Genomic DNA, 22327 nt, shown 5'->3' on the forward strand with positions numbered 1-22327 from the left:
CGCCGTTTGTTGACGCACATGTGTACCCCCGGGCCGGCGGGGGTCAAGCTGGGGGAGGCCATGCGCTTTCGCGGGAAGTCCATCCGCCGGAAGATCGTGGCGCTGCTTCTCGTGCCCTTGCTGTCCCTGACCGGGATCTGGGGCTTCGCCACGTTCCTTACCGGCCGCGAGGCCGGACAGCTCTTCAACGTGTCGTACGTCGTCGAGGAGATAGGTTTCCCCACCGAGGACACCGTCCGCGTACTCCAGCAGGAACGCCGCCAGACTCTCGTCTACCTCGCCGACCCCCGCGCCTCCGACGCGCTCACCGCCCTGAAGCGCAGTCGGTCCGCCACCGACGAAGCCGTGGCCGCGCTCCGCACGAACGCCGAGGACGCCGACGTACGGGACGAGATGGGCGAGGCCACCGCGACGCGCCTGACCGCGATCCTGGACGGTCTCGACGGCATCTCCTCTCTGCGCGACAGCGTCGAGGAGGGCACCGTCAACGTGTCCCAGGCCCTCAACCTGTACAACCGCCTGGTGGACCCCTGTTTCACCCTGCTGGCCAACCTCGACGTCCTCGACAACGTGGAGATGGACAAGCAGGGACGCGCCCTCGTCAACCTCGCACGCGCGCGCGAACTGCTCTCCCGCGAGGACGCCCTGCTCGGCTCCGCACTCGTCTCGGGCCGGCTCACCCGCGACGAGATCCGCGATGTCGCCGACCTCGTGGCGCAGCGCACTCTGATGTACGACATCACCCTGCCCCTGCTGCCCTCGGCGGATCGCGAACGCTTCGAGCGCTACTGGAAGAACGCGAACACCGCCCCGCTGCGCGTCGCCGAGCGGGCCGTCATCGGCTCCGCTCCCGGAGAACCCCGCGGAGTCACCGCCAAGACCTGGGACACCGCCGCCGACCGGGTGCTCGACGAACTCGCCGACCTCAACACCGAGGCGGGCGACCGCTTCCAGGACCGGGTCCGGCCCCTCGCCGTCAACGTCATCGTGAAGGCCGCCATCGCGGGCGTGCTCGGTCTCGCCGCCCTGCTGGCCTCCCTCATCATGTCCATACGCATCGGCCGCATTCTCATCCGTGACCTGCGCCGCCTGCGCCAGGAGGCCCATGAGGCGGCCGGGGTCCGGCTGCCCAGCGTGATGCGCCGCCTCTCCGCGGGGGAGAAGGTCGACGTCGAGACCGAGGTCCCGCGCCTGGAGTACGACAAGAACGAGATCGGCGAGGTCGGCCAGGCCCTCAACACCCTCCAGCGCGCCGCCGTCGAGGCCGCCGTCAAGCAGTCCGAACTCCGCGACGGAGTCTCCGAGGTCTTCGTCAACCTCGCCCGGCGCAATCAGGTCCTGCTGCACAAGCAGCTCACCCTGCTGGACGCCATGGAGCGCCGCACCGAGGACACCGACGAACTCGCCGACCTGTTCCGCCTCGACCACCTGACCACGCGTATGCGCCGCCACGCCGAGGGCCTGGTCATCCTCTCCGGCGCCGCCCCGTCCCGGCAGTGGCGCAAGCCCATCCAGCTCATGGACGTCGTCCGGGCCGCCGTCGCCGAGGTCGAGGACTACGAGCGCATCGAGGTCCGCCGTCTCCCGCGCGTCGCCGTCACCGGCCCTGCGGTCGCCGACCTCACCCACCTCGTGGCCGAACTACTGGAGAACGCCACGGTGTTTTCGCCGCCGCACACCGCCGTCCAGGTGCTGGGCGAGCGCGTCGCCAACGGCTTCACCCTGGAGATCCACGACCGCGGCCTCGGTATGGCGGCCGAGGCCCTCCTGGACGCCAATCTCCGGCTCGCGGAGACCCCGGAGTTCGAGCTGTCCGACACCGACCGGCTCGGTCTCTTCGTCGTCAGCCGGCTCGCCCAGCGGCAGAACGTCCGCGTCTCCCTGCAACCCTCGCCGTACGGCGGGACCACCGCCGTGGTCTTCATCCCCGACGCGCTGCTCACGGACGACGTCCCGGACACCAACGGCATCGGCTTCCGCCTCGACCGAGCCCATCCCAGCAAGGAGGCCGAGGTCGAACAGGGGCGCGCCGCGGCGCTTTCCGAGGTGCCGGTACGGCTGCCGGGCCTCCCGCCTTCCCTCCTGGACGGGCCGGTCGAACTGGAGGCACCGGTCGACCTGGACTCCTTCGGCGGCTTTCCGGACGGACTCGACGACGAGGACCGCGAGGGCGGTCTGTTCCGGCCGCGCCGCTCCGTCGCCGGTGTTCCCGGGGAGCAGCACCAGCAGGCGCGCGACGGCCAGGGCGAACAGGCACGCCCCGGCGACGTCGGCACCGCGCGTCCCGGCCCCGTGCAACTGCCCAGGCGCCGGCTTCCCAAGCTCGTCAGCTCGCACGGCCGCCCGGTGACGGAGAGCGGCTCCCGGAGCGGTGACGACGAGCCTCCGGAGAACCACCCGCCGGGCACGGCCGGTCTTGAGGAGGCGAGGCCCCTGACGGCCCGTCGCGGGCACCACCCCGACCGGCCGGCTCCTCCGGGCGCGGACCACCCCGAGCCGCTGCCCCACCGGGCGGGCCGTGCCGAGCCGAAGCCTCCGGGCGCCGACCGCACGGAAACCCTCACCGGCCACGGGGACGAGGGCCGCGGGGACGAGCCGCCCGCCCTGCCCCAACGCCGTCGTACGGGCCCGTCGAGCGACGCGGCCGGGACGCCCCCGCGCGCGGACGCCCAGGCAGGCCAGGCAGAATCGGGGGCGGGCCCGCTGCCCCGACGCGTCCGGCAGGCCAATCTGGCCCCGCAGTTGAAGAACGGCCCCGAACGGCGCGCCGAGCGCGACAAGGCCCGCACCGACCGCGCGGACCTCGCCGAACGCGACGCCGACGAGGTACGCAGCCGTATGGCCTCGCTCCAGCGGGGCTGGCGGCGCGGCCGCGAGGAGAACGCTACGGGCGATGATGCCCAAGGCGGCTCAGCATCACGAGGAACGAGTAAGGGGGACGGTCGATGACCGCACCGAGGGACGCAGGGCCCACCACGACGGGCACGGAGTCCAGGGAGCTGAACTGGCTCCTGGACGACCTGGTCGAGCGTGTCGCCAGCATCCGCAAGGCGATCGTGCTCTCCAGCGACGGGCTGCCCACGGGCGTCTCCGAGGGCCTGACCAGAGAGGACAGCGAGCACTTGGCCGCCGTCTCCTCCGGATTCCACAGCCTGGCCAAGGGCGTCGGCCGCCACTTCGAGGCGGGCAGCGTCCGGCAGACCGTCGTCGAGCTCGACGAGGCCTTCCTGTTCGTCACCGCCGCCGGCGACGGAAGCTGCCTCGCCGTCCTCGCCGACGCCGACGCCGACATCGGTCAGATCGCCTACGAGATGACACTCCTGGTCAAGCGGGTCGGCATACATCTGGGCTCCGCTCCACGCACCGATGTGCCCTAGGACGGGTAGTGGGATGGCATGAGCGGAGACGGTCAGGGAAGAAGCCACTGGTTCGACGACGAGGCCGGGCCGGTGGTCCGTCCGTACGCCATGACGCGCGGCCGGACCAGCCATGCGGTCCAACACCGTCTCGACCTGATCGCGGTGGTCGTCACGGAACCGCACGCCGACGATCCGGAGGCGGACCACTCGCTGTCCCCGGAGCACGTGGACATCGTCGAACTCTGCCGTGACGCCCCGCAGTCGGTGGCCGAACTCTCGGCCGAGCTCGACCTCCCCATCGGGGTGGTGCGCGTCCTCGTCGGGGATCTCGTGGACGGCGAAATGGTCCATGTGACACGTCCCGTACCCCCGGCGGAGCTGGTGGACGAGAGTATTCTGCGCGACGTGATCAACGGCCTCCGGGCACTGTGAACGGCGCAGAAGCGGAGTAGTGACGTGACAGGCTGGCAGTTCTGGGTCGACCGAGGCGGCACCTTCACCGACATCGTCGCGCGGCGCCCGGGCGGCCGCCTGCTCACCCACAAGCTCCTCTCCGAGAACCCCACGCGGTACGCGGACGCCGCCGTCGCGGGCGTGCGCGAACTCCTGGGCGGCTCCGACGCCCCCATCGAGGCCGTCCGCATGGGCACCACCGTCGCCACCAACGCCCTCCTGGAGCGCAAGGGCGAGCGTACCCTCCTCGTCATCACCCGCGGCTTCCGCGACGCCCTGCGCATCGCCTACCAGAACCGCCCCCGCATCTTCGCCCGCGAGATCGAGCTTCCCGAACTGCTCTACGAGCGAGTCGTCGAGGTCGACGAGCGCATCGCCGCCGACGGCACAGTCCTGCGCGACCCCGACCTGGACGCCCTCGCCAGGCCGCTCCAGGAGGCGTACGACGACGGAATCCGCGCCGTCGCCGTGGTCTGCATGCACAGCCACCTCCACCCCGCCCACGAACAGGCCGTCGGAGAGCTGGCCGCCCGTATCGGCTTCCCGCAGATCTCGCTCTCCAGCGAGGTCAGCCCGCTGATGAAGCTCGTCCCGCGCGGGGACACGGCCGTCGTCGACGCCTACCTGTCGCCGGTGCTGCGCCGCTACGTCCAGCACGTCGCCGACGAACTCGAAGGCGTACGGCTGATGTTCATGCAGTCCAACGGCGGGCTCGCCGAGGCCGGGCAGTTCCGCGGGAAGGACGCCATTCTCTCCGGGCCCGCAGGCGGCATCGTCGGCATGGCCCGCATGTCGCAGCTCGCCGGCTTCGACCGCGTCATCGGCTTCGACATGGGCGGTACCTCCACGGACGTCTCGCACTTCGCGGGCGAGTACGAGCGGGTCTTCACCACACAGATCGCCGGGGTCCGGCTGCGCGCGCCCATGCTGGACATCCACACCGTGGCCGCGGGCGGCGGCTCGATTCTCCACTTCGACGGCTCCCGCTACCGCGTAGGGCCGGACTCGGCCGGCGCGTACCCGGGGCCCGCCTGCTACCGGGGCGGCGGCCCGCTCACCGTCACCGACGCCAACGTCATGCTCGGCCGCATCCAACCCGCCCACTTCCCCAAGGTGTTCGGCCCCGACGGCGACCAGCCCCTCGACGACGCGCTCGTCCGGGGCCGCTTCGCCGCCCTCGCGCGCGAGATCCGCGACCGCACCGGAGACGACCGTACCCCCGAGCAGGTCGCCGAGGGTTACCTGCAGATCGCCGTCGCCAACATCGCCAACGCCGTCAAGCGGATCTCCGTCCAGAAGGGCCACGACGTAACCCGTTACGCGCTCACCACCTTCGGTGGAGCGGGTGGCCAGCACGCGTGCATGGTCGCCGACTCGCTCGGCATCCGCACCGTCCTCGTCCCGCCCATGGCCGGCGTGCTCTCCGCCCTCGGTATCGGCCTCGCCGACACCACCGCCATGCGCGAACAGTCCGTCGAGGCACCCCTGGAAGCCGCCTCGATGCCCCGCGTCCGGAAGACCGCCGACGACCTGGAGGGCGCCGCCCGCGCCGAACTCCTCGCCGAGGACGTCCCCGAGGACCGTATCCAGGTCACCCGCCGCGCCCAGCTCCGCTACGACGGCACGGACACGGCCCTCGTCGTCGAGCTCACCGAGCCCGCGACCATGACCCACGCCTTCGAAGAACGCCATCGCGCCACCTACTCCTTCACCCTCGACCGTCCGGTCGTCGTCGAAGCCCTCTCCGTAGAAGCCACCGGTCTCACCGAACCCCCCGATCTGTCCCATCTCGCCGAGCGCCCGACCGCACCCGGCACCCTCGAAGCCGTACGCCTCCACACGGGCGGTGCCCGGCGCGACGTACCGTTGCGCCGCCGCGAGCAGCTCCCGCCCGGCGAAACCGTCACCGGACCCGCGATCATCACCGAGGCCGGCGCCACGACGGTCGTCGACGACGGCTGGCAGGCGGTCATCACGGACGACGGCCACCTGATCATGGAACGCGCGACGATTACGGAGAGTTCCGATCTCGGCACAGGAGCCGACCCGGTTCTGCTGGAGGTCTTCAACAACCTCTTCATGTCCATCGCCGAACAGATGGGCGCCCGCCTGGAGTCCACCGCCCAGTCGGTCAACATCAAGGAGCGCCTGGACTTCTCCTGCGCCCTCTTCGACCCCGACGGCAACCTGGTCGCCAACGCCCCTCACATCCCCGTCCACCTGGGCTCCATGGGCACGAGCGTCAAGGAGGTCATCCGGCGGCGCGGCGACGGCATGCGCAAAGGCGACACGTACGCCGTCAACGACCCGTACCACGGCGGCACGCACCTGCCCGACGTCACCGTGATCACCCCGGTCTTCGACACGGAGGGTGAGCGGATCCTCTTCTACGTCGCCTCCCGCGGTCACCACGCCGAGATCGGCGGCGTCCAGCCCGGCTCCATGCCCGCGAACAGCCGCACCATCGACGAGGAAGGCATCCTCTTCGACAACTGGCTCCTCGCCGAGAACGGCCGCTTCCGCGAGGAGGAGACCTTCCGCCTGCTCACCGAGGCGCCGTACCCCTCCCGCAACCCGAAGACCAACCTCGCCGACCTGCGCGCCCAGATCGCCGCCAACCAGAAGGGCGTCGACGAGGTCGCCCGCATGATCGAGAACTTCGGCCTCGACGTCGTCCAGGCCTATATGCGGCACGTGCAGGACAACGCCGAGGAAGCCGTCCGCCGCGTCATCGACGTCCTGGACGACGGCGAGTACGCCTACGAGACCGACTCCGGCGCCGTCATCCGCGTACGCGTGCGCGTGGACCGCGAAAACCGCTCCGCGACCGTCGACTTCACCGGAACGTCCCCGCAGCTCACCACCAACTTCAACGCGCCCTTCTCGGTGGTCAACGCGGCCGTCCTGTACGTCTTCCGCACCCTGGTCGCCGACGACATCCCCCTCAACGACGGCTGCCTGCGCCCCCTCGACATCGTCGTCCCGCCCGGCTCGATGCTCGCCCCCGAACCCCCGGCCGCCGTCGTCGCCGGCAACGTCGAGACCTCGCAGGCCATCACCGGCGCCCTGTACGCGGCCCTGGGCGTCCAGGCCGAAGGCTCGGGCACCATGAACAACGTCACCTTCGGCAACGAGCGGTACCAGTACTACGAGACCGTGGCCTCCGGCTCGGGCGCCGGCGACGGCTTCCCGGGCGCGCCCGTCGTGCAGACCCATATGACCAACTCGCGCCTCACCGACCCCGAGGTCCTGGAGTGGCGCCTGCCCGTCCACCTCGACGAGTTCGCGGTACGCCGGGGCAGCGGGGGCGCCGGACGCTGGCGCGGCGGAGACGGCGCCGTACGCCGCATCCGGTTCCACGAGCCCATGACCGTCTCCACGCTCTCCCAGCACCGCAGGGTGCGGCCCTACGGCATGGCCGGTGGCGAACCCGGGGCGCTCGGCGCCAACCGGGTGGAGCGCGCCGACGGCAGTGTCGTACGACTTGGCGGGAGTGATTCGGCGGATGTCGGCCCCGGCGACGTACTAGTCATGGAAACCCCCGGCGGCGGGGGCTACGGCCCACCGCCGCGCGACCACCATCAAGCAGGAGAAGAAACCGATGATCTTCGGGCGTTCTGAGCGCGGCAAGCCTCCGGTCGAGCCCGTCACGCTCAAGATCCTGGTGGCCGGTGGCTTCGGTGTGGGCAAGACGACCCTCGTCGGCGCGGTCAGCGAGATCAAGCCGCTGCGCACCGAGGAGGTGCTCACCGAGGCGGGCCGCCCGGTCGACGACACCAGCGGCGTGGAGGGCAAGCACACCACCACCGTCGCCATGGACTTCGGGCGCATCACGCTCCGCGAGGACCTGGTGCTGTACCTCTTCGGGACGCCCGGTCAGAACCGCTTCTGGTTCCTGTGGGACGAGCTGGCCTCCGGCGCCCTGGGCGCCGTCGTGCTCGCCGACACCCGCCGCCTGGAGGACTGCTTCGCCGCCGTGGACTACTTCGAACGGCGCTCCATACCCTTCGTGGTCGGCGTCAACTGCTTCGAGGGCGCCACCCGTTACCCGGCCGACACCGTCCGCCAGGCACTCGACCTCGACCCGGACGTGCCGGTCGTGCTCGGCGACGCCCGCGAGAAGGAGTCGGTCAAGGAGGTCCTCGTCGCCGTCGTCCGGCACGCGATGGCGCATGCGGCCGAGCGCCGCCACACCCTCACCACCACCTGACGCACGGGAACGGCCCGTACCCCCGCCGACCGGGGTACGGGCCGTAGCAGAAGGGCACGCGCGCGTGGTGCACGAAAAACCGCACGCGCGCGGGGGAGCCACGTCCCCGTTTTCAGTGCGCGCCGTCCTCGTGCCAGCCGAAGCTCTTCTCCACCGCCTTGCGCCAGTTGTGGTACTCGCGGTCCCGGACGGACGCCTCCATGGAGGGCGTCCACTCGACGTCCTTCTGCCAGTGCGACTTCAGCTCGTCGAGGTCGTTCCACACGCCGGTCGCGAGCCCGGCCGCGTACGCCGCGCCCAGGCATGTCGTCTCGGAGACCTTCGGGCGGATCACCGGCACGTCGAGGACGTCCGCCTGGTGCTGCATCAGGAGGTTGTTCTTGGTCATGCCGCCGTCCACCTTCAGGGTCGTGATGTGCACCCCGGAGTCCTGGTACATGGCGTCGACGACCTCACGCGTCTGCCAGCTCGTCGCCTCCAGCACCGCGCGCGCGAGGTGCCCCTTCGTGACGTACCGCGTGAGCCCGGTCACGACCCCACGCGCGTCGGAGCGCCAGTAGGGGGCGAACAGGCCCGAGAAGGCGGGCACGATGTACGCGCCGCCGTTGTCCTCGACGGTCGCCGCGAGTGTCTCGATCTCGTCGGCGGTACGGATGATGCCGAGCTGGTCGCGGAACCACTGCACCAAGGCGCCCGTGATCGCGATCGACCCCTCCAGGCAGTACACCGGCGCTTCGGTGCCGATCTTGTACCCCATGGTGGTGAGCAGCCCGCTCTTCGACGGCACGGGCCGGTTCCCGGTGTTGAGCAGCAGGAAGCTGCCGGTGCCGTAGGTGTTCTTCGCGGTGCCCACGTCGTAGCACGCCTGCCCGAAGACGGCCGCCTGCTGGTCGCCGAGCGAGGACGCCACGGGTACGCCCGAGAGCTGGCCCACGGCGGTGCCGTAGACCTCCGAGGAGGACCTGATCTCCGGCAGGACGGCCTCGGGCACGTTCATCGCCGAGAGGATCGAGGAGTCCCACTGGAGGGTCTCCAGGTTCATCAGCATGGTGCGCCCGGCGTTGGTGACATCGGTGACGTGGTGGCCTCCCTCGGTGCCGCCGGTCAGGTTCCAGATCAGCCAGGAGTCGATCGTGCCGAAGGCGATCTCACCGCGCTCGGCCCGTGCCCGCAGCCCCGGCACGTTGTCCAGCAGCCAGGCCGCCTTCGGACCGGAGAAGTAGCTGGCCAGCGGCAGCCCGGTCTGCTCGCGGAAACGGTCCTGCCCGTCCGAGCCGCCCAGCTCGTTGCAGAGCGCCGAGGTACGGGTGTCCTGCCAGACGATCGCGTTGTGCACGGGCTTGCCCGTGGCGCGGTCCCACAGGACCGTCGTCTCGCGCTGATTGGTGATGCCGAGCGCGCTGAGCTGGTCGGCACGCAGGCCCGCCTTGGCGATCGCTCCCGCGACCACGGCCTGGACCTTGGACCAGATCTCGGTGGCGTCGTGCTCCACCCAGCCCGGTTTGGGGAAGATCTGACGGTGCTCGCGCTGGTCGACGGCGACGATCGCGCCGCCCTGGTCGAAGATGATGCAGCGGCTCGAGGTGGTGCCTTGATCGATTGCGGCGACGTACTTCTGGGCGTTGTCCGGCATGACGTCCCCTTACGTCTTACGTCAGATGCGTCAGAAGGCTGCGTTGTAGATGAGGCCCGCGAGCGCCCCTCCGATCAGCGGGCCGACGACTGGGATCCAGGCGTAGCCCCAGTCCGAGGTGCCCTTGTTCGGGATCGGCAGGAAGGTGTGCACGATGCGCGGGCCGAGGTCACGCGCCGGGTTGATGGCGTAGCCGGTGGGCCCGCCCAGCGAGAGACCGATGCCGACGACCAGGAGGGCCACGAGGAGGATCGAGATGCCGGAGCCGTAGATTCCGGCGTCCTCGCCCGGGACCGGGCCGATTCCGATCCCGATGTTCTTGCCGAAGGCGAGGATCGGCAGGACCAGGGCGATCGTCGCGATGACCTCGGTGATCACGTTGGCGACCGGATTCCGGATCTCCGGGACGGTGGAAAAGATGCCGACGGTCGCAATCGGCTCGTCCGCGGTGTCCTCCGTGGCGCCTTCCTCGCGTACGTTGGCCTGGAACTGCGCGAAGTAGACGAGGTACGCGAGGACCGCGCCGAGCATGGCACCGACCATCTGGCCCAGCAGGTAGACCCAGACCTTGTCCCAGTCCCCCGTATCGACGGCGATACCGAAGGTGACCGCCGGGTTGATGTGCCCGCCCGAGAGGGGAGCGGCGGTGTACGCGCCCGCCAGCACGCCGAAACCCCAGCCGAACGTGATGACGATCCACCCCGAGGCCTTCGCCTTCGAGTATCTGAGGAGGACGGCGGCGACCACACCGGCGCCGAAGAGAATCAGGATCGCCGTACCGATGACCTCACCGACGAATATGTCTCCGTTGCTCATGGCGGCTCCTAGGCCCGGGCCCGGAGTGATCGACCCCGGACCTCCGTGCAGGGTGCGTTTCCCATGGCTCTTTTCAGCCGAAGGCAGGGAGGTCCCGCGCCCCGCCCGGCGTCCGTGACGAGCGTGCCGTCGCAGCCGAATCGCCCGTGGGGGATGGCCCGTAACGCAGGCGGGGAGCCCGAACGACGCAGTGCACAAAGGCGCCCGAATGCGGCGATGCCGACCGACACCGGAAGTGTTCACCGGCGATCAGGGACCGTCAAGGTCGCGGACCGCAATGGTTGAGGCCGCTACGAGGTTCGCTGCCGGCACCGACGTGGGACGGACGGTCCCGGTTCGACGGAGCGAATACCGGTCGAGGAACCGGCCGGAGTTCGGACTGCCGAACACCCTGCGCTGCCGTTGGTGAGCCCTGGGCCCGGGCCCTTCCCCACCCGGTCGTCGGCCCCGGCCCGGTCCCTCCATTCCGCACTCCGCCTGCACGGGTGTGCCTCCCGTACTGTGCCGGATCGCGTGCCCCGGCAGGCCCGCGCGGCCCAGACCCAGCCCGCCCCGGTGAGCGTCTTGGCAGCCTGCTTGTCTGGTGCCAGGCATGCGGGGCGGCCTGCCGGTGTCCGACGACGCTGCCGGGCGCGCACACGACCGTGGCCGGCGGCAGGGCGACGGGATGCCCGCCGAGACCGACCGGCGTGGTGGCGAACACGTTGACGTGCAAGAGCATCAGCTGGGCTATTCATGAGCTGTTCGCGCGGGACTCCCAGGCCGTCGCCACGTGCGCGCACGCCGGTTCGAAGGTCACCGCAATGCCACGACTGACGACCCGTGCCCGAACAGCCCCTGGTTCGCGGTGATCCCCACCCGTGCTCCCTCGACCTGCCGGTCGCCCGCGCTGCCTCGCAACTGCCAGGTCAGCTCGCACACCTGGGCGATCGCCTGCGCCGGAACCGCCTCACCGAAGGAGGCCAGCCCACCGCTGACGTTCACCGGTATTCGCCCGCCCGGGGCCGTCGCGCCCTCCCGCAGAAGCTTCGCCGCCTCGCCCTCGCCGCACAGCCCCAAGTCCTCGTACCACTGCAACTCCAGGGCCGTGGACAGGTCGTAGACCTCGGCGAGCGACAAGTCCTCGGGCCCGACAGCGGCCTCCTCGTACGCGGCCCGAGCGATCGACTTCCGGAACGACTCGGCCGGTGGCTCCACTGCGACCGCCGAGTCCGTCGCGATGTCGGGCAGATCCAGCACCGTGTTGGGGTAGCGCGGGGTCACCGTGGAGACCGCTCTGATCCGTACGGGATCACTCACCCCGCGCCGCCGCGCGAACTCCATGCTCGACAGCACGAGTGCCGCGCCACCGTCCGAGGTCGCGCAGATGTCGAGCAACCGCAGCGGATCCGCGACCACCGCGGAGGCGGCGACCTCCTCGGCGCTGACCTTTTTGCGGTAACGCGCATATGGATTCAGCGCCCCCATGGCCGAGTTCTTCGCCTTGACCTGCGCGAAGTCCTCCGCTGTGTCCCCGTGCAGGGCCATCCGCCTGCGCGCGTACAAGCCGAAATACGTCGGATTGGTCGCCCCGAGGACACGGAACCGCAGCCAGTCGGGGTCGTCGGGCCGGTCTCCGCCCGCCGGCCGGAAGAACCCCTTGGGCGCGGAGTCCGCCCCGACGACGAGCACCACGTCCGCGAGCCCCGAAAGGATCTGCGCCCGCGCGGTATTGACGGCCTGTGCCCCCGACGCGCACGCCGCGTACACGCTCGTGACCCGCGCCCCCTGCCAGCCCAGCGCCTTCGCGAACGTCGCCCCGGCCACGTACCCCGGATAACCGCCGCGCACCGTATCCGCGCCGACCACCGAACCGACGTCCCGCCAGTCCACCCCCGCGTCCGCCAGCGCCGCACGCGCCGCCACCGTCCCGTACTGGACGAAGCTCCTTCCCCACTTGCCCCACGGGTGCATGCCCGCGCCGAGCACCGCCACATCGCCTGTCATGCCGTCACCCCCCGTAACCCTGTCGGCCGCCAGTGCCACGTCGTCCAGACCGTCTCCGAGTCCTCGCTCAGCACGCCGGGGACGACCTCCACCTCCATGCCCACCGCCAGATCGGCGACGGTGACCCCGGGAACCGCCTGTCCCAGCACCACGAGACGCTCCGCGGGCAGTTCCACAGCAATCAACGCGTACGGCTCCCACGGAAGTTCCGGATTCGTCACATAGGGTGACGGAGGCCGGTACTGGCCATCCGTGTACGACCACACGCGCCCCCGCCGTGACAACGGCACCTCCTCCAGCTCGCCCCCCGGGCAGCCGGGATTCCGGCAGAAGGTGTCCTCACGCGGAAAGAAGACCGACGCGCAGGACGAGCAGCGCGTGCCCAGGAGCCGGAAGTCGTCTCCTTCCCCGGCGAACCATCCGCTGACCACAGGCGTGCGTGTACGTGACAAGGCCCCTCCACGGCACTGATCTGACGGAACGTCAGAAGTCTGCCACGGGCAACCTGAAATCGGCAGGGCGTCACCGCGAACCAAGCAGCCGCCTCCGGCGTCGGAGTAGCGGGAGGGACAGCCGGGGCCCACGGGGGTGGTGCCGGCCGTCCCGCACCCCTGAGGCACCGCGGGCTCCCCGGGGCGATGGGTACAGGTCCGCTACTTCACCCCGCACAACTTCGTGGGCGAGCGCATCGACGGCTATCGGCAGCCACTGTGCATCCTCACCCGCCCCGCCGCCGAAGCCCTCCACCAGGCGCAGACCAAGCTCCTGCGGCAGGGCTGCTCCCTGAAGGCGTACGACTGCCACCGGCCCCAGCGCGCGGTGGACCACTTCGTCCGCTGGGCCAAGGATCTCGACGACCAGCGCATGAAGGCCGAGTTCTATCCTCACGTCGACAAGACCCGCCTCTTCGAGGACGGCTGCATCGCGGAGAAGTCCGGCCGGCGAACAGCGCGCCGACCGACAACTCCTGAAGGGCACTCTCGAAGCCCTGGGTTTCGTGAACCTGCCGGAGGGGTGGTGGCACTTCACGTACAAGCCGGAGCCGTACCCGGACACCTATTTCGACTTCCCGGTGTCCCAGAAGTCCCTTAAGCCCACGCATTGAACCGCCCTCAGAAGACGTCCTCCAAGTGATCGGATACAGTCCGCCGCGTGTCCGCAACCCAACACCCAAACGCCAATTCCGCACCGGACTCCCACTGTTCGAGCTGCGGAGCGCCCTACGGAGAGGGCGTCTCCGGCTGGCCCCGTACCTGCCCGGCCTGCCACACCGTGGCCTACCGCAACCCGCTCCCCGTGGCGGTGGCCCTCCAGCCCGTGTACGACACCAAGGGCACGGCCCTGGTCGTCATCACCCGGACCATCGCTCCCGCGCGCGGGGGCACGGCTCTGCCCGGAGGGTTCATCGACGACCGGGAGGACTGGCGCCGCGCCATCGTGCGTGAACTCAAGGAGGAGACGGGCATCGACGCGGCCGAGCGCGACGTCCGCCTCGCCGACGCCATGAGCTCGCCCGACGGCCACCTGCTGCTCTTCGGGCTCCTCCCGGAGCGCCCGGTCGCCAACCTGCCGCCCTCCGCCGCCACGGACGAGACGGAGGGCTGGCACCTGCTGCGCAGGCCGGCCGAACTCTGCTTCCCGCTGCACACCTTGGCGGTACAGGCGTTCTTCGAAGGCCGGTACGTCTGACTCAGCGCCGGGCGAGTCCTCGTACCCGAACGGGATACGCGGGCTCGCCCCGGCCGTCCTCGCCGTCCCGCTCCACGACAACCCGCTGCCCCGCCCAGCGCGTCACATACCGCTCGATCTCCGGCTCGTCCCAGCCGTCGCCCGGATCGGGCACCACGAGTCCGCCCCCGGTCCGCCCACGCGGGGGCGCCCACACCTCCAGCTCCAGACCACGGTCGGCGCCCTGCACGGGCAGGACGGCACCCGCGCGCGCGAGCACCGGAACCCGCGACAGAGGCGCCTGCATCAGCACCTGGCCGGGACCTTCGTACGCCTCCTCGGTCACTGTGTCGTACCAGCGCCCCCGCGGTAGCTGTACCGCACGCCGGTCCGCGCCCGGATCCAGCACAGGCGCCACCAACAGACAGTCACCGAGCAGGAAGGCGTCCTCAACGTCGCGCAAGGCCCGGTCCTCGGGCGAGCCCCACCACACCGGACGCACATAGGGCGCCCCCGTACGGCGCGCCATGTGCGCCAGCGTCACGAAGTACGGCAGCAGCCGCCTCCGCTCCACGAGCGCCACGCGCGCGTGCTCCAGGACCTCGTCCCCGAACTCCCAGGGCTCCCTGCGCCCCGCCCGCAGACTCGCGTGCGTACGGAACAGCGGCAGATACGAGCCCAGCTGGAACCACCGCAGATACAGCTCTGGAGACGGGCTCCCGTCGAACCCGCCCACATCGGGGCCCGAGTACGGCACCCCGCACAGCCCCAGCCCCAGCACCAGGGACAGCGACGCCCGCAGCCCCGGCCAGCCCGTGGCCACATCCCCGGACCACGTGCCCCCGTAGCGCTGCATCCCGGCCCACCCGGAGCGCGAGAAGATGAACGGTCTCTCCTGGGGCGCCAGTGCGCGCAGCCCCTCGTACCCGGCCCTGGCCATGCACAACGCGTACACGTTGTGCGCCTCGCGATGATCACCGCCACGCCCCTCCAACGCGTGCCGGGCCGAACGCGGCAGCGTGTTCTCTCCGAAGGCCGTGAACGACGTCGGCTCGTTCATGTCGTGCCAGAACCCGGCGAACCCCAGGGCGAGCCGTTCCTCGTAGAGACCGCCCCACCACGCTCGGGTACGCGCACGCGTGAAGTCCGGATAGACCGACTCCCCTGGCCACACGACACCTTCCACGAGCCGCCCCGTCGCGTCCCGCACGAACGCGTCCGCCGCCGTTCCGCTGTCGTACACAGCGTTGCCGGGCTGAGCCTTGACGGCCGGATCGACGATCGACACCAGACGGGTTCCCTGACCGCGCAGTTCCTCGGCGAGATCGGGCAGCTTCGGGAAGCGCTCCCGGTCGACCGTGAACACCTGGTGTTCGTCGTAGTGATCGATGTCCAGGTGAATCGCGTCCAAGGGCAGACCATGCTCCCGGTAGCCCGCGACGATCCGCCGTACCTCCTGGTCGCTCCCGAACCCCCAACGCGCGTGATGGTGCCCCAGCGCCCACGCCGGCGGCAGCGCGGGCGCCCCGGTGAGCGCGACCCAGGCATGCAGCACGCGCGCGGGAGTGCCCACCATCACCCAGCAGCGCAGCGGGCCGCCGTCCATCCGCAGCTCGCACGTCCCGGCCCGGTCGTGCCCGGAGCCCGCGCCCTCCTCGCCCTCCCGCAACGTCAGCGTGCCGTCCCAGGTGGAGTCGTGGAACACCAGATGCGTGGCCGCGTCCGCCACCACCATCTGCACCGGCATGGTGATGTACAGCGGATCGTCACCGGGCGCGAAGGAGTGGCCGGGATCGGTGTTCCACAGCCGGTACGCACCGTCACGCAGCCGGGGCCCGGCCGCGCGCCCGCCCAGCCCGAAGAACCGCGCGTCGGCCGCCACCTCCGAGCGCTGCAGCCAGCGCGCCGGGCCCCCGTCGGCCGGTTCCCACCAGCGCGGCGGCAGATCACGGCGCAGGGGCACCCCACCGGGCGTACGCACCTCGACCGCGCCGTGCCGCGACACGATCACCGTCACTCGCTCGGCCACCACCCGCCACGCGCCATCCATGTCGGGCTCCAGGACGGCCCGCGGATCCGCCTCCGGGCAGCGGCCCGAGAGCGCGTACGACGGCTCCGGCCCGGTCCCGTCCCAGCCCCAGAAGACGGCACCGTTCGTGGCGACCGTGATCCGCAGCTCGGACCGCGCGAACCGGACGACCCCGCCCCCAGGCCCCGGCTCCACCTCCTGCACGGGCCCGGGCACCCGCGCGCGCTCAGCACCCCGCTCCGGCAACCCGGCGGCGTCGACACGCCTTCTGCGCCACGCCGCCCGCACGGTGCGCCACCCCTGAGCCGCCCCCGCCGAACCGACCGCCTTCACCGAACGCACCAGGTCACGACCGTTCATGCTGCTCACCCTGCCACTGACGGACCCCAAAGTGTGACCCGTTCAGCTGCCGTTCACCCGTGGTGACGTCACATCTTCACGAAGCCGACCGCGCGCGGCACACCCTGGTGCGGAAGACGATCACATGGCATCGTCCGTGTCAGCCGCGCGACGCGCACACCCCTGCCCGTGCACGCCCGCCGCACACGACGCGCACAGTCCGGGAGCCGCCCCATGACCCAAGCGAACCCCACACCGCTCTGGCAGCCCGATCCGGAACGGATCGCCCAGGCACAGATCACCAGATTCCAGACCTGGGCCGCCGAGTACCACGGAGCCCCGTCCGAGGGCGGATACGCGGCCCTGCACCGATGGTCCGTCGACGAACTGGAAACGTTCTGGAAAGCCGTCACTGAGTGGTTCGACGTACAGTTCTCGACCCCCTACGCGCGCGTGCTCGGCGACCGCGCCATGCCCGGCGCCGAATGGTTCCCCGGAGCGACCCTCAACTACGCCGAACACGCCCTGCGCGCGGCTGGCACCCGCGCCGGCGAACCGGCCCTCCTGCACATCGACGAGACCCACGAACCACGTCCGGTGACCTGGGCTGAACTGCGCCGCCAGGTCGGCTCCCTCGCCGCCGGACTCCGCACCCTCGGCGTACGCCCCGGAGACCGCGTCAGCGGCTACCTCCCGAACATCCCACAGGCCGTCGTCGCCCTCCTCGCCACAGCGGCCGTCGGCGGTGTCTGGACGTCCTGCGCCCCCGACTTCGGCGCCCGCAGCGTCCTCGACCGCTTCCAGCAGGTCGAACCGGTCGTGCTGATCACCGTCGACGGCTACCGCTATGGCGGCAAGGACCACGACCGCCGCGACACCGTCGCCGAACTGCGTCGCGAACTGCCCACCCTGCGCGCAGTCGTCCACATCCCGCTCCTCGGCACCGAGGCCCCCGAGGGCGCCCTGGACTGGTCCGCCCTGACGTCCGCGGACATGGAACCTGTCTTCGAGCAGGTCCCCTTCGATCACCCCTTGTGGGTGCTGTACTCCTCCGGCACGACCGGCCTGCCCAAGGCCATCGTCCAGTCCCAGGGCGGCATCCTGATCGAGCACCTCAAACAACTCGGCCTGCACTGCGACCTGGGCCCCGAGGACCGCTTCTTCTGGTACACGTCCACCGGCTGGATGATGTGGAACTTCCTCGTCTCCGGCCTCCTGGTGGGCACGACAGTCGTCCTGTACGACGGCAGCCCCGGCCACCCCGACACGGGCGCGCAGTGGCGGGTCGCCGAACGCACCGGAGCGACCCTCTTCGGTACCTCCGCCGCGTACGTCATGGCCTGCCGCAAGGCAGGCGTACACCCCGGGCGCGACTACGACCTCTCCCGCGTCCAGTGCGTCGGCACCACAGGCTCCCCGCTGCCGCCCGACGGCTTCCGCTGGCTGCACGACGAGGTACGCGACGACCTGTGGATCGCCTCTGTCAGCGGCGGCACCGACGTGTGCTCCTGCTTCGCGGGAGCAGTACCCACACTCCCGGTCCACATCGGCGAACTCCAGGCCGCCTGCCTCGGCACCGACCTCCAGTCCTGGGACCCCAGCGGCAAACCCCTCACCGCAGAAGTCGGCGAACTCGTGGTCACCAACCCCATGCCCTCCATGCCGATCCACTTCTGGAACGACCCGGACGGCAGGCGCTACCACGACAGCTACTTCGACACGTACCCCGGCGTCTGGCGCCACGGCGACTGGATCACCATCACCTCACGCGACTCCGTCATCATCCACGGCCGCTCCGACTCCACACTCAACCGCCAAGGCGTACGCATGGGTTCGGCCGACATCTACGAAGCCGTCGAACGCCTCCCCGAGATCAAGGAGTCCCTCGTCCTCGGCATCGAACAGCCCGACGGCGGCTACTGGATGCCCCTCTTCGTCCACCTCGCCCCAGGCGCGGAACTCGACGAGGCCCTCCTGAACCGCATCAAGCAGACCATCCGCGAACAGCTCTCCCCACGCCACGTCCCCGACGAGGTCATCGAGGTCCCCGGCGTCCCCCACACCCTCACCGGCAAACGCATCGAGGTTCCGGTGAAGCGCCTGCTCCAGGGCACCCCGCTGGAGAAGGCGGTCAACCCCGGCTCCGTCGACAACCTCGACCTCCTGCACTTCTACGAGGACCTGGCCCGCAAGCGCGCCTGATCGACCCCACGGTCATTGTCAGTGCCGACGGTTACTGTGAGTGAGCATTGATCGACCGCACACAGGGGGAACCATGGCGCACACCGAGCACCAGACCATGCGACGCGTCCTGCGCCGCGAAATCGCCGGCACCATCGGCCTGTTGACCGACGAACAGGACTTCACGGCGATGCGGCGCTACCGCACCTTCACCTTCGACGACCACACGACCTACCTCAAGCAAGTGGAAGCCCTGCTCAGGACGCTCGCCTCCCAGGGCAGCCACACCACAGTGGCCCTCTTCGACCCCGAGGAGTACGTGGAGTTCTGCACCGAGACCGGCCTGGAACCGGACGCCGCGACCAGCCGCACCCGCTTCACCGCCGAACTGGCCGCCACAGGAGCGAGCCTCCCGTACGAAGGACAACCCCTCACCGAACTCGTCCCCCAACTGATCCACGAGGCCGTCCGACAGGCCACGTGGCAGTACGCCACCACGCTCCTCGCCGGCATCGGCACCTGCGCCTCCTGCGGTGAGGACATCGGCCGCGCCGCCTTCGTCCGGGCCTCCCACCTGCTCACCCGCATCCTCGACACCGCAGGACCTGGCGAGCGCCACCTCGTGTGCAGCGTCTCGGCCGCCCCCGAACCACTCATCGCCGCCCTGTGGGCCGAAGAGGACCCCGAGGGCACCACGCGCCTCGACGAGACCGAAGCCCTCGAGTTCACCACGGTCCTGGCCCTCGGCGTCGCCACACAGCGCCCCGGCGGCCTCGTCATGCGCACCAGCACCCCCGACACGACCGACCGTGTCTACGGCTGGCGCCTGCGCGGAGAAGTCCTCGAACCTCTCACCGCCGGAGAGGTCTTCGACGCCTACTGCACCGACATGGAATCCGGAGACCTCATCTCCCCGGAATCGGGCGTCGACTACTGCGTACCACCCGACCTCGGAGAGGACGGACCAGCCACGGGTGGCCACGCGCACTGAGACGCGCGAGGGGCGCCCCACCACCCGGTGGAGCGCCCCTCGGCAAGAGCCCGCCGCTGCAGCGAAGCTACTCGCCGGACAACACCGCCTGAGCCGCCTTGCGCGCCTCCTCAGCGGTGTCCGCCGCACGCGCGGCAGCAGCAGCACGCTCGCACTGCGCCAACGTGTACTTCGCCAGCGTCGCCCGCACATAAGGAAGCGACGCCGAACCCATGGACAGAGAGGTGACACCCAGACCGGTCAGCACACACGCGAGCAGCGGGTCCGACGCGGCCTCACCGCAGACACCACAGCTCTTGCCCTCGGCCTTCGCCGCCTCGGCGGACAGCGCAACCAGGTCGAGCAGCGCGGGCTGCCACGGGTCCTGCAGCCGAGACACCGCGCCCACCTGCCGGTCCGCGGCGAACGTGTACTGCGCGAGGTCGTTGGTTCCCAGCGACAGGAACTCGACCTCCTGCAGAATCGACCGCGCCCGCAGAGCGGCCGACGGAATCTCCACCATCGCGCCGAACTTCGCCTGCAGCCCGGCCGCCCGGCACGCGTCCGCGAACGCCTTTGCGTCCGTACGGTCCGCGACCATCGGAGCCATGACCTCCAGGTAGACCGGCACCCCCTCGGCAGCCTTCGCAAGGGCGGTCAGCTGGGTCCGCAGCACCTCAGGGTGGTCGAGGAGTGTCCGCAGCCCCCGCACGCCCAGCGCCGGGTTCGGCTCGTCGGCCGGAGTCAGAAAGTCCAGCGGCTTGTCCGCCCCCGCGTCGAGCACCCGCACGACGACACGGCCCTCGGGGAAGGCATCAAGGACCTGACGGTACGCCTCGACCTGCTTCTCCTCGGAGGGCGCGTTCTTGCTGTCGTCCAAGAAGAGGAACTCGGTACGGAACAGACCGACACCTTCGGCCCCCGCCTCGACCGCCGCCGGCACATCGGCAGGGCCGCCGACATTGGCGAGCAGCGGCACCTTGTGCCCGTCCGACGTGGCACCCGGCCCGGTCGAAGCGGCCAGCACGGCCTTCCGCTCCGCGGCCGCGGCCTCCAGCGCGGCCCTCTTCTCCGCACTCGGGTTCACGAAGATCTCACCGGTGCTGCCGTCCACGGCGATCGTCGTGCCCTCGGCAATCTCACCGGCACCGGGCAGCGCGACCACGGCGGGTACACCGAGCGCCCGCGCCAGAATCGCGCTGTGGCTCGTGGGCCCGCCTTCCTCGGTGACGAAACCGAGGACAAGAGCGGGGTCGAGCAGCGCGGTGTCCGCCGGCGCCAGGTCGCGGGCGATGAGCACATACGGCTCGTCACTGTCGGGCACCCCCGGCATCGGCACCCCGAGCAGTCTGGCGACGATACGGTTCCGCACGTCGTCGAGGTCGGCCACGCGACCGGCGAGGTACTCACCGGCACCGGCCAGCAGAGCGCGGTACGCGGCGAAAGCGTCGTACACCGCGCGCTCGGCCGAGCTGCCGACCGCGATGCGCCGCTCCACATCCGCCATCAGCTCGGGATCCTGCGCCATCATGGCCTGCGCCTCGAGCACGGCCTGGGCTTCGCCCCCCGCCAGATTGCCGCGCGCCATCAGATCGGCCGCCACAGCTTCCACGGCCTTGCGAGCGCGCCCCTGTTCGCGCTCCGCCTCCTCTGCCGGTATCTGCTTGGCAGGCGGCTCCAGCACAGCCGTCCCCATGTGCCGAACCTCGCCGACCGCCACACCGTGGCTCACGCCGACGCCTCGAAGCGTTGTCTCCATCTCACCCGTCTCCGATAATGCGGCGGCCCCGCCGCCGCGGTGGTTGTCCAACTAGCCGTCTAGTACGGACTGAGGTCACTGCCAGTCGAAGAGAGCGTCGCCGGCCTTCACATCGTCGTCCTGGCGAAGCTCGGCGAGGGAGCCGGCCGTGGCCTCGAGTGCCACGACCGGGCAGACCGGGGACTTGCCCGCGGCTTCGACGGCGGCGGGGTCCCAGCGCACCATGGCCTGGCCGCGCGTCACGGTGTCCCCCTTGTTCACGAGCAGCTCGAAGCCCTGACCGTTGAGCTGCACGGTGTCGATACCCAGGTGTGTGAGCACACCGTGGCCTGCGCTGTCGACGACGACGAAGGCGTGCGGGTGGAGCGAGACAACGACTCCGTCCACGGGGGCGACAGCCTCCGAGGCCTCACGTACGGGGTCGATGGCCGTGCCGGGGCCCACCATCGCACCTGAGAACACGGGGTCCGGTACCGCGGCGAGTCCGATGGCACGTCCTGCAAGAGGGGACGTCACGGTGGTCATGGGAAGCCTCCCAGGGGTGGAGATGCATATGGGTCGTCACTGCCTGTCCTGGACGACGCACTGTTGAGCAGCGTATGTCATACGAACTATCGGTTCCGCACGAGACGTACGGGTTGACGGCCGTAGAGCACAGCGCAATCGGTTTGCGCCCGCTCCGGGCCCACGTGTACAGTCGTACCCCTGCTTGGGGCCAAGGAGACGCGACCCAGCGTCCCACGCCCGGCAGCACCCAACTTGTCAGATCCTATTCTCGGGGTCCGCTTCTGCATGTCTGCAGGAGCGTGGTCAGAGAGACGGAAAAACACTGATAGAGTCGGAAACGCAAGACCGGAGGGAAGCGCCCGGAGGAAAGCCGCGAGAGTGAGTCTCTCGGGTGAGTACGAAGGAAGCGTTCGTTCC

At 70.3% G+C, this 22327-nt stretch carries 15 protein-coding genes and 1 pseudogene; 9 read left to right on the forward strand and 7 right to left on the reverse strand.

The features are described 5' to 3' along the window. Positions 1–60 precede the first annotated feature (60 nt). Genes ACWD3C_RS16440 through ACWD3C_RS16460 form a run of 5 tightly spaced genes read left to right on the forward strand, consistent with a single transcriptional unit; the run spans position 61 to position 8022 of the window. Positions 61–2949, forward strand: a complete 2889-nt coding sequence (locus tag ACWD3C_RS16440) for a nitrate- and nitrite sensing domain-containing protein (RefSeq protein ID WP_451144382.1) — start codon at positions 61–63, stop codon at positions 2947–2949. Beyond that, positions 2946–3377 carry a roadblock/LC7 domain-containing protein gene (locus ACWD3C_RS16445; RefSeq protein WP_451144384.1) on the forward strand — a complete coding sequence of 144 codons (432 nt, stop codon included), beginning with the start codon at positions 2946–2948 and terminating at the stop codon, positions 3375–3377. Before ACWD3C_RS16440 ends, ACWD3C_RS16445 begins: the two co-directional genes overlap by 4 nt. Positions 3378–3395: 18 nt before the next feature. Continuing rightward, positions 3396–3791: a DUF742 domain-containing protein gene (locus ACWD3C_RS16450; RefSeq protein ID WP_451144386.1), complete on the forward strand. Its 396-nt coding sequence runs from the start codon at positions 3396–3398 to the stop codon at positions 3789–3791. 24 nt (positions 3792–3815) lie between these two features. Next, the gene (locus ACWD3C_RS16455; RefSeq protein WP_451144388.1) at positions 3816–7433 is read left to right on the forward strand and encodes a hydantoinase B/oxoprolinase family protein; all 3618 of its coding nucleotides are present in this window, start codon (positions 3816–3818) and stop codon (positions 7431–7433) included. Continuing rightward, on the forward strand, positions 7414–8022 hold the full coding sequence (locus tag ACWD3C_RS16460) for a GTP-binding protein (protein ID WP_451144390.1): 609 nt from the start codon (positions 7414–7416) through the stop codon (positions 8020–8022). Before ACWD3C_RS16455 ends, ACWD3C_RS16460 begins: the two co-directional genes overlap by 20 nt. Before the next feature lie 112 nt (positions 8023–8134). Here the strand turns inward: ACWD3C_RS16460 and glpK are convergent, their stop codons facing one another. The 4 genes from glpK to ACWD3C_RS16480 all read right to left on the reverse strand — a co-directional run bounded on the left by glpK (position 8135) and on the right by ACWD3C_RS16480 (position 12888). After that, positions 8135–9655, reverse strand: coding sequence for a glycerol kinase GlpK (gene glpK / locus ACWD3C_RS16465; protein WP_451144392.1), 1521 nt, complete (start codon positions 9653–9655; stop codon positions 8135–8137). A gap of 30 nt (positions 9656–9685) precedes the next feature. Next, positions 9686–10471, reverse strand: a complete 786-nt coding sequence (locus ACWD3C_RS16470; RefSeq protein WP_451144394.1) for an MIP/aquaporin family protein — start codon at positions 10469–10471, stop codon at positions 9686–9688. 795 nt (positions 10472–11266) lie between these two features. Beyond that, a complete protein-coding gene (locus tag ACWD3C_RS16475; RefSeq protein ID WP_451144396.1) occupies positions 11267–12457 on the reverse strand; it encodes a lipid-transfer protein in 1191 nt (396 codons plus the stop codon). Next, positions 12454–12888, reverse strand: a complete 435-nt coding sequence (locus ACWD3C_RS16480) for a Zn-ribbon domain-containing OB-fold protein (protein WP_451144416.1) — start codon at positions 12886–12888, stop codon at positions 12454–12456. Before ACWD3C_RS16480 ends, ACWD3C_RS16475 begins: the two co-directional genes overlap by 4 nt. 214 nt (positions 12889–13102) lie before the next feature. Here ACWD3C_RS16480 and ACWD3C_RS16485 point away from each other — a divergent pair. Beyond that, positions 13103–13562, forward strand: a pseudogene (locus ACWD3C_RS16485) (M15 family metallopeptidase); the annotation flags it as partial. 47 nt (positions 13563–13609) lie between these two features. Beyond that, positions 13610–14146 (forward strand): NUDIX domain-containing protein, encoded by a 537-nt coding sequence (locus tag ACWD3C_RS16490; RefSeq protein ID WP_451144398.1) that lies wholly within the window; start codon positions 13610–13612, stop codon positions 14144–14146. 1 nt (position 14147) lies between these two features. On the opposite strand, the gene ACWD3C_RS16495 is transcribed toward ACWD3C_RS16490, so the two are convergent. After that, positions 14148–16514 carry a glycoside hydrolase family 31 protein gene (locus ACWD3C_RS16495; protein WP_451144400.1) on the reverse strand — a complete coding sequence of 789 codons (2367 nt, stop codon included), beginning with the start codon at positions 16512–16514 and terminating at the stop codon, positions 14148–14150. 213 nt (positions 16515–16727) lie between these two features. On the opposite strand from ACWD3C_RS16495, the gene ACWD3C_RS16500 reads away from it, so the two are divergent. Together ACWD3C_RS16500 and ACWD3C_RS16505 are read left to right on the forward strand one after the other, a co-directional pair. Further along, positions 16728–18695 carry an acetoacetate--CoA ligase gene (locus tag ACWD3C_RS16500; protein ID WP_451144402.1) on the forward strand — a complete coding sequence of 656 codons (1968 nt, stop codon included), beginning with the start codon at positions 16728–16730 and terminating at the stop codon, positions 18693–18695. Between the two features lie 73 nt (positions 18696–18768). Continuing rightward, positions 18769–19665 carry a hypothetical protein gene (locus ACWD3C_RS16505; protein ID WP_451144404.1) on the forward strand — a complete coding sequence of 299 codons (897 nt, stop codon included), beginning with the start codon at positions 18769–18771 and terminating at the stop codon, positions 19663–19665. A 67-nt stretch (positions 19666–19732) separates the two neighbouring features. Here ACWD3C_RS16505 and ptsP read toward each other — a convergent pair whose 3' ends face one another. Both ptsP and ACWD3C_RS16515 read right to left on the reverse strand, forming a co-directional pair. Further along, positions 19733–21403 (reverse strand): phosphoenolpyruvate--protein phosphotransferase, encoded by a 1671-nt coding sequence (gene ptsP, locus ACWD3C_RS16510; protein WP_451144406.1) that lies wholly within the window; start codon positions 21401–21403, stop codon positions 19733–19735. Positions 21404–21478: 75 nt separating this feature from the next. Beyond that, positions 21479–21928 (reverse strand): PTS sugar transporter subunit IIA, encoded by a 450-nt coding sequence (locus tag ACWD3C_RS16515; protein ID WP_451144408.1) that lies wholly within the window; start codon positions 21926–21928, stop codon positions 21479–21481. Positions 21929–22327: the final 399 nt, after the last annotated feature.

The sequence above is a fragment of the Streptomyces sp. NPDC002845 genome (assembly GCF_053591955.1).